This is a genomic window from Micromonospora chaiyaphumensis (genome assembly GCF_900091435.1).
Taxonomy (GTDB): domain Bacteria; phylum Actinomycetota; class Actinomycetes; order Mycobacteriales; family Micromonosporaceae; genus Micromonospora; species Micromonospora chaiyaphumensis.
Genome location: NZ_FMCS01000003.1, coordinates 620,320 through 627,946 on the forward strand (window position 1 = coordinate 620,320; position 7,627 = coordinate 627,946).

At 70.4% G+C, this 7,627-nt stretch carries 6 protein-coding genes; 4 read left to right on the forward strand and 2 right to left on the reverse strand.

The features are described from left to right. Nucleotides 1-198: 198 nt before the first annotated feature. Complete coding sequence (locus GA0070214_RS11975; RefSeq protein WP_091262024.1) at nt 199-1,380, forward strand: MFS transporter; 1,182 nt, start codon at nt 199-201, stop codon at nt 1,378-1,380. 87 nt (nt 1,381-1,467) lie between these two features. After that, nucleotides 1,468-2,796, forward strand: a complete 1,329-nt coding sequence (locus GA0070214_RS11980) for a radical SAM protein (protein WP_091262025.1) — start codon at nt 1,468-1,470, stop codon at nt 2,794-2,796. Nucleotides 2,797-2,883: 87 nt separating this feature from the next. On the opposite strand, the gene GA0070214_RS11985 is transcribed toward GA0070214_RS11980, so the two are convergent. Beyond that, the gene (locus GA0070214_RS11985; RefSeq protein ID WP_091262028.1) at nt 2,884-3,993 is read right to left on the reverse strand and encodes an ROK family transcriptional regulator; all 1,110 of its coding nucleotides are present in this window, start codon (nt 3,991-3,993) and stop codon (nt 2,884-2,886) included. A 90-nt stretch (nt 3,994-4,083) separates the two neighbouring features. On the opposite strand from GA0070214_RS11985, the gene GA0070214_RS11990 reads away from it, so the two are divergent. Together GA0070214_RS11990 and GA0070214_RS11995 are read left to right on the forward strand one after the other, a co-directional pair. Continuing rightward, a complete protein-coding gene (locus GA0070214_RS11990) occupies nt 4,084-5,358 on the forward strand; it encodes a DUF1479 domain-containing protein (protein WP_244167676.1) in 1,275 nt (424 codons plus the stop codon). A 76-nt stretch (nt 5,359-5,434) separates the two neighbouring features. Then, nucleotides 5,435-6,457, forward strand: coding sequence for a GNAT family N-acetyltransferase (locus GA0070214_RS11995; protein ID WP_208602730.1), 1,023 nt, complete (start codon nt 5,435-5,437; stop codon nt 6,455-6,457). A 50-nt stretch (nt 6,458-6,507) separates the two neighbouring features. Here the strand turns inward: GA0070214_RS11995 and GA0070214_RS12000 are convergent, their stop codons facing one another. After that, entirely contained in the window at nt 6,508-7,503 is a 996-nt protein-coding gene (locus tag GA0070214_RS12000) for an alpha/beta hydrolase (protein WP_091262034.1), read from the reverse strand. Nucleotides 7,504-7,627 lie beyond the last annotated feature (124 nt).

Genomic DNA, 7,627 nt, shown 5'->3' on the forward strand with positions numbered 1-7,627 from the left:
CGCGACCGGGGGTGCGTGCCGTCGAATGCGGCCCTGCCGATGGTCCGGGAGTCACGGCCGGAAGACCCCAACGAGATCCCTCATGGCCCGACTGTAGGTACCGGCTGTCGGATTCGCTGGCCCCCGGGTCTGGGCGATATGTCACAGCGCCGTGGTTAATCGATGTCGCCCGGGAAGTCGGACCGCTACGAAGATCGCGTGCCCTTTCTCGCACTCTTCGCCGCCGTCCTCCTGCTCGGCATCGCGGACTCGATGGTCAATTCCTACATCGTGCTCTTCGGCGCCGATGTGGCGGGACTGACGCCCCTTCAGATCGGCGTGTGGGCCTCGGTGTTCGCTGTCGGCGGGATCACGATCGGGTGGTGGCTGGGACGGTCGTTCGACCACCGGCCCGCACGAACGTACGCGATCGGCGTGATCCTGTCGGGCTCGGCGGGCTATCTGCTGCTGCCGCGGGTGTCGAGCTTCCTGGTGCTGCTCCTCATGGCGGCAACGGTGCTCGGGGTGTCGGCGGCGGCCTTTCCGCAGCTGTTCGCCCTGGCCCGGGCCGTGCTGGGGGAGGGTGTCGCCGGGCAGCGTTCCGCGCCGCTGCTGCGCTCAGCCTGGTCCCTGGCGTGGGCCGGCGGGCCGTTGCTGGGCGCGCTCGTGCTGTCCCGGGGCGGCTATGCCTGGCTGATGTGGACGGCTGCCGGGGTGTTTCTCGCGTCGGCGCTGACCGTTCTCGCGGTGCCGCGGCCCGGGCCGGTCGTGGCTGCGAGCCCGTCGCCGGGCGGTACCCCGGTCCTGCTCACCGTGAGTGTCACCCTGTTCTTCACCGCGATGTTCGCGGGCGGTGTGGCGCTGCCGTTGTTCGTCACGCGTGCCCTGCATCAGCAGCCCGCGTCGGTCGGCGTGCTCTTCAGTGTGTGCGCCGCCGTCGAGGTGGTGGCCACGCTGGGGCTGGCCGTCGTCCCCGCCCGGTTCAGCCAGCGGGCGGTGATCCTCGGCGGCTTCGGCTTCTTCGTCTGCTACCACGCCCTGACGGTCGTGTCCTCGGACCTGCTGCTGCTCGTGCTCGGGCAGGTCTTCCGTGGCGTCGGGATCGCGATCGTCGGGGCCGCCGGCATCCGCTACTTCCAGGACCTCCTCGCCCCGGCGACCGGTCGCGCCACCACGCTCTTCGCCAACGCGTCCACCGCCGGCCTCCTGGTCTCCGGGATCCTGACCGGCCTGGCGGTCGAGCACGTCGGCTATCGGACGACGCTGCTCCTCTGCGGGGTGACGGCTGCGCTGGGTGGGGTGGCCTTCACCCTCGGTTCCGCCAGGCCGGCCGCCGGCACGGGTGGACCAGGCTCGGTGAGCGTCGGAGGTCACGCTCACTCGCGGCGTGGGAGCGGGTAGCGTCGGCGGAGCACAACGATGCTCGTGGCCGCCGGCCTGGTTGGTGCTGTTCCGCGGCGGGGTGGTCACGACGGACCGGGGGAGCGCATGCAGACTCGTACGGATCTCATCGAGGACCTGATGGGGCGGTTCCCGCACATCCCGCGGGAGGCGGTCATCAAGGAGGACCTCCTGCGTGGCGGCATGGCCTTCGACGACTCGGCGCTGTCCGACAACGAGAACGGCGACGTCAAACCGAAGTCGTACTTCATCTTCTCCTTCGACCATCGGACCCTGCCGGAGTTGGGCACGGCGGCTCTGCGCCGGCCACCGGAGGAGATCGTGCTCACCGGCGGCCCGTACGGGTTGCGGCGCACCGTCGTGTCGGTGCGCGTCAATCCCGACTCGCCGTACCGCGTGAAGGACGACGGGAGCGGCGCCCTGCAGCTGTTCCTCGACGACCGGCCGATCGCGTACGTCGGTCTGCCACCGATGCCGGAGTACTACCGGCACCGCCTCGCCAACGGCAAGTCGGTCATGGAGGTCGCGCCCACGATCCAATGGGGCTACCTGGTCTACCTGACCGTGTTCCGGGTGTGCCAGTACTTCGGCGCCAAGGAGGAGTGCCAGTACTGCGACATCAACCACAACTGGCGCCAGCACAAGGCGGCCGGCCGGCCGTACACCGGGGTCAAGCCGGTCGACGAGGTGCTGGAGGCGATGGAGATCATCGACCGGTACGACACGGCCGGGGCCTCGCGGGCGTACACCCTCACCGGCGGCAGCGTCACCTCGAAGGTCGACGGGCTGGCCGAGGCGGATTTCTACGGCCGCTACGCCAAGGCCATCGAGGAGCGGTTCCCGGGCCGGTGGATCGGCAAGGTCGTCGCCCAGGCGCTGCCGAAGGACGACGTGCAGCGCTTCCACGACTACGGCATCCGCATCTACCACCCGAACTACGAGGTGTGGGACAAGCGGCTCTTCGAGCTCTACTGCCCGGGTAAGGAGCGGTACGTGGGGCGCGAGGAGTGGCATCGCCGGATCCTCGACTCCGCCGACGTCTTCGGGCCGCGCAACGTGATCCCGAACTTCGTCGCCGGGGTCGAGATGGCCGCGCCGTACGGGTTCGCGACGGTTGACGAGGCGATCGATTCGACCGCCGAGGGCCTGGAGTATTTCATGTCCCGCGGCATCACCCCGCGGTTCACCACCTGGTGCCCGGAGCCGACGACGCCGCTGGGCCGCACCAACCCGCAGGGCGCCCCGCTGGAGTACCACATCCGCCTGCTGGAGGTCTACCGGGCGACGATGGAGGCAAACGGGCTGTCCAGCCCGCCGGGCTACGGCCCGCCCGGCGCCGGCAACGCGGTCTTCTCGGTCAGCTCCTTCATGGACAGCCTGCCGGCCGAGGAAAGCCCGGCAGCCACCCCCGCATAGCCGGATCGGTGTGAACGCGACCGGGGCGCTAGCCCGCGCCCCGGTCAGCCCTGGGAATCCGCAACGGGTTGTGGACCGGTGGCGGCGTCAGCTGCTGGCGGTGACCGATGACCGCAAGCGCCGCAGAGCCTCCGCTCGCACTCCGGCCAGCACCGGCTCGACGGTCAGTCCGGCAGACCGGACGGAAACCTGACGCGGCATCGATTCGGTCGCCGCGCGGATGTGCTCGATCAGCGCCGGGCCCCACGAGCCGCCGACGACGACCTCCTGCGGGTCGGCGAGCGCGACCACGGCGGCGACGACCCCGCTGACGGCCGTGCCGATGGCCTCGTGCGTGGCTGCCGGGCTGTCGAGCAGCCGCTCGGTGTCGATCGCCGTGGATCCGCTGCGGCGCAGACCCAGCTCTTCGAAGAGCTCGATGAACCGGACCGCCCGGCCGCCCGGCCCGGCAGTCACCAGATGGGCGATCTCACCGGTCAGGCCGGCGCGCCCGCGCCGGACCAGGCCGTCGTTGACGATCGCACATCCGAGACCCTCGCCCAGATAGAGGTACGCGAAGTCGCGTAGCCGCTCGGCGCCGACACTGTCCCGCTCCGCCACGGCCGCCCAGTTCACGTCGTTGTCGACCAGGACCGGTCCGTCGGCGTACGGCGCAAGGACGGCGACCGGGTCCAGCTCGCCGACCAGGAAGGGCGCGTCGGGCAGTTGCACGAGCCGGCCGGTGGCCCGGTCCACCGGGTCGGCCGCGCCGACGACGGCCAAGCGGGCCGGCTGCCCGACGGCGGCGGCCACCTCCGCGGCCGCGGCCCGCACCGCCGACGAGACCTGGCTCGGCCGGGCAGGCCGGTCGATCGGGCGGACCGCGCGGGCCACGGTGTCGCCGTAGACGTCCACGCACTCCGCCACCACGCCTTCCGGCGCGATGGTGACCGCCAGCGCCGACCCCACGGTCGGGGCGAGCGCATAGTACGAACCCACCCGGCCGCGGCCCCGCCCGCCCAGCGTGCGTTCCCCGGTGTCGGCCACCAGCCCGCGCTCGGTCAGCCGGCGCACGCTCTCACCTGCGGTCGGCTTGGAGATGCCGATCTCGACGGCGAGTTCGGCTCGCGTGAGCCGGCGGTGTCGCATCAGCGCCCGCAGCACGTGCTCGTCGGTCAGCGACCGGACCAGATCCACGGACGGCTTGGCGGATTCCACGCCCCGATTCTAGTCAGGGACCTTGCCTTGTAGCGAGGAGAGCGCCTACAGTCGGTTCAAGTAAGCAAGGCTGACTTGAAAGGAACCGCCGTGTCGACGACTGCCGCGCTGCCGCACTGGGAGGAGACGCCGACCGACCTCGAGGCCGCGACCCGCGAGATCAAAAAGGCACTGCGGGAGCGGATCGCCGCCTCCGGCCGGACGGTCGAGGAGGTCTTCGCGGTCGTCGAGCAGCGCGTTCAGGCCGCGGTCGACGACATCTCCGCGGCCCGCCGCCGGGGCGAGACGATCTGGCCGGTCATCGAGTACGCCGACATCGCCGACGGCACCGTCCCGGACGAGCAGGTCGCCCTGCTGCGACGCCGCGGCTGCCTGGTCGTGCGCGGCCACTTCGACCGTGATCAGGCCCTGGCCTGGGACCGGGACATCGTCGACTACGTCGAAGGCAACCACTTCTTCGAGAACTACCGCGGTCCCGGCGACGACTTCTTCGGCAGCGTGGGCTCCAAGCCCGAGATCTACCCGATCTACTGGTCGTCCGCACAGATGCAGGCGCGGCAGAGCGAGCGCATGGCCACCGTCCAGGCGTTCCTCAACCGCCGGTGGAAGCACGAGTCCGACGGCGTGCAGTGGTTCGACCCCGACCGCGACTCGCTCTACCCCGACCGCATCCGCCGTCGCCCCGAGGGCGCCGACTCGGCCGGCCTCGGCACCCACCTCGACCCCGGCACGCTCGACCTCTGGATGACCCAGGCATACCAGAAGGCGTTCCGGCACCTGTTCGACGGCTGCGTCGAGCAGTACGACCCGTGGGACGCGGCCCATCGCACCACCGGACCCCAGTACCCCGGGTCGACCATGTGCTCGGCCTTCCGCACCTTCCAGGGGTGGACCGCCCTGTCCGACATGGACCACGACCAGGGGGTCCTGCACACCGTGCCGATCCCCGAGGCGATGGCCTACCTGATGCTGCGCCCGCTGCTGAGCGACGTGCCCGACGACGACATGTGCGGCGTAACCGTCAACCAGGTCTTCCCGGCCGGCCACAAGTGGCACGCCCCGCTCATGGAGGCCCTCGCCGGCATCCCCGACGTCCGGGCCGGCGACTCCGTCTGGTGGCACTGCGACATGATCCACAGCGTGGCCCCGGTCGAGAACCAGCGGGGCTGGGGCAACGTCATGTACATCCCCGCCGCGCCCTGGTGCCCGCGCAACGAGCAGTACGCGGCGAAGGTGCGGGAGGCGTTCCTGACCGGGTCCAGCCCGAGCGACTTCCCGGCCGAGCACTACGAGCGCGACTGGCCCAACCGCTTCCGCCTCGAGGACCTCAACGAGATCGGCCGCCGCGGTCTCGGCCTCGACTGACAGCAACGCGCACGTGGTGCGCCGCGTTGGTGTCCGTGGCTCGGGTATCGGGTCAGAATGATGTGTGATCCGTCGAGTGGCAGCAGTCGATGTCCGGCTCCTCGATCGCGCCACGGGCAGGTTCGGGGCGGTGCCGGACGGCGGCCAGGCGTTTCTCCGCAGTCCGGGTGCTCTGGCCTTCGTGGCCTTCGATGGTGAGGAGATCGTCGGGTGGTGCTGGGGCTACCACCTGATCCGACCGGACACCTCCTCGATGCTCTACCTCCATCGACTGGAGGTGACGCAGGAGCACCGTCGGCGGGGGATCGGTGCGGCACTGCTCCGCGCGTTCATGTCGGCCGGCGTGCAGGCCGGCGCCAGCAGGATGTTCTTGACGACGGGCGAGGCCAACAGCCCCGCCCGGGCGCTGTACGAGTCGTTGGGCGGTGGTCTGGCCGCTCAAGGTCCCACGGTCAGCTACTGGTTCCGATTGAAGCCGGATGCGGCGCCACCAGCCTCTCCTGTTCCGGGCGCGGGAGCCGTTCCGAGCCCTGAATGGCGAGCCTTGCTGCTCACCGGGGTCGCCGGGGTGGGAAAGTCGACCGTGGCGGACGCGGTCGGACGAGCACTGACCGACGCCGGCCACGTCACGGCCGTCGTTGACACAGACCTGTTGGCTCAGTTCGGGCCGCCCCCGTCCGTCGGCCCTGCGGGCGGACGAGTGTATGACGAGCTGAAGTACGTCAACCTGGCCTCGGTGTGGGCGAACTTCAGGGCTGCCGGGGCGCGGTTCGTCGTTGTTGCCGCCGCCGTCGACAGCGTGGCCCAGCGGGAACGGTACAAGGAGAGCCTCGCGGGCTGTGACCTCACTGTGGTCAGGTTGATCGCTGACAGCGACACCGTTCGCGACCGGCTGCGGCGACGGGACACAGGCCCGAAGCTCGAACGGCACCTGACGGCGCTGGCCCGGCCTCGGCCCTCGCCGGCCACGACCGCCGTCGGGGACCTCACGATCACGAACGACCGCACCCCCGCTGAGATCGCCGCGGAAACTCTTGCCCGAGTGGGGTGGCCGGATCAGCTCAGCCGACGCCTCACCGACCGCGCCTCGACGCCATGATCACGCGTGCGCTCGGTGCGGCAGACCTGAACCCGGTGGAGACCATGCTCTCAGGCTGCGCGGCGCAGCCGCCCGAGCATGCCGGCGAGGTCCTGGACGAACAGTTCATGGCGGAAGTAGTGCCCGCCCGGGACCTCCCGCCATTCGTGCGGGATTCCGGCCTGCCCGAGCGCCGCCCGGAACTCGCGCTGGCCGGCCAGGACCTGGGTTTCGTTGACGGTGTCGAACCAGTTGACCGGATCGGGTGACGTACCGGCGGCCAGGAAGATCCGCTTGTGGTGGTAGCTGTCGATGCGCTGCAGCGGGTTGTCGGCGCGGACCCGTGCCTCGTCCCACTGTGGTGCGCCGTAGACGGTGCCGCCGCCGAGATCCATCGCCGCGGAGGTGGCGTTGGCCCAGTGCACGACGAGGCCGAAGTCGCGGCGCAGGCTGGCCGGACCGGAGTGGGAGCTCACCGAGCAGAAGTGGCCGTAGTACTTCGCGGCGTACTTGAGGGCGCCGAAGCCGCCCATCGAGAAGCCGGCCACGGCGCGACCGTCGTATTCGGCGTACGTGCGGAAGTTGGCCTCGATCCAGGGCAGCAGCTGGGCGATGTGGAAGGTCTCCCAGTTGCGGGGGCCGGTGTTGCTGCTGACCGGGTTGGAGTACCAGCCGGTGGAGGCGTCCGGCATGACGACGATGAGCTCCCTGCCGGCGGTCAGGTCGATGATGTTGTCCTGCAGGTGGAACGTGCGGAAGTCCGCGTTGCCGCCGTGCAGCAGGTACAGCACCGGATAGCGCTTGCCGCTGGTTTGGTACCCGTCGGGCAGCAGGACGTTGACCGCGGGATCCCACTGGATCGCGTCGGTGGCGAAGCGGTAGTACTGCAGGCGGCCGCCGTTCTCGTTGCGATCCACGATGCGCAGGCCGTGACCGTCGCTGGCGGCGCCCGCCATGGACGGCCCGGAGAGGGCGCCGGCGAGTGCCCCGGCCGCGGCGAATCCCGCCGAGCCGGTCAGGAGACGACGACGGCTCACCTGTCGGCCGCCGTTGCGAACCTCGTGCATGGGTCCTCCCGTGTGCCGAGGGCGGTGGATTCAGAGGGTGGTTTCGCCGGGTAGGCCGAAGTAGTCGTGCCATTTGGTGCTGGGGGCGAAGGTGGTGCCGGTGGACAGTGCGACGTAGACGTCG

Excerpts from the sequence above, each read along its gene's own strand:
- GA0070214_RS12000 (WP_091262034.1), bottom strand. The coding sequence starts at position 7,503 with ATGCACGAGGTTCGCAACGGCGGCCGACAGGTGAGCCGTCGTCGTCTC.
- GA0070214_RS11980 (WP_091262025.1), top strand. The coding sequence starts at position 1,468 with ATGCAGACTCGTACGGATCTCATCGAGGACCTGATGGGGCGGTTCCCG.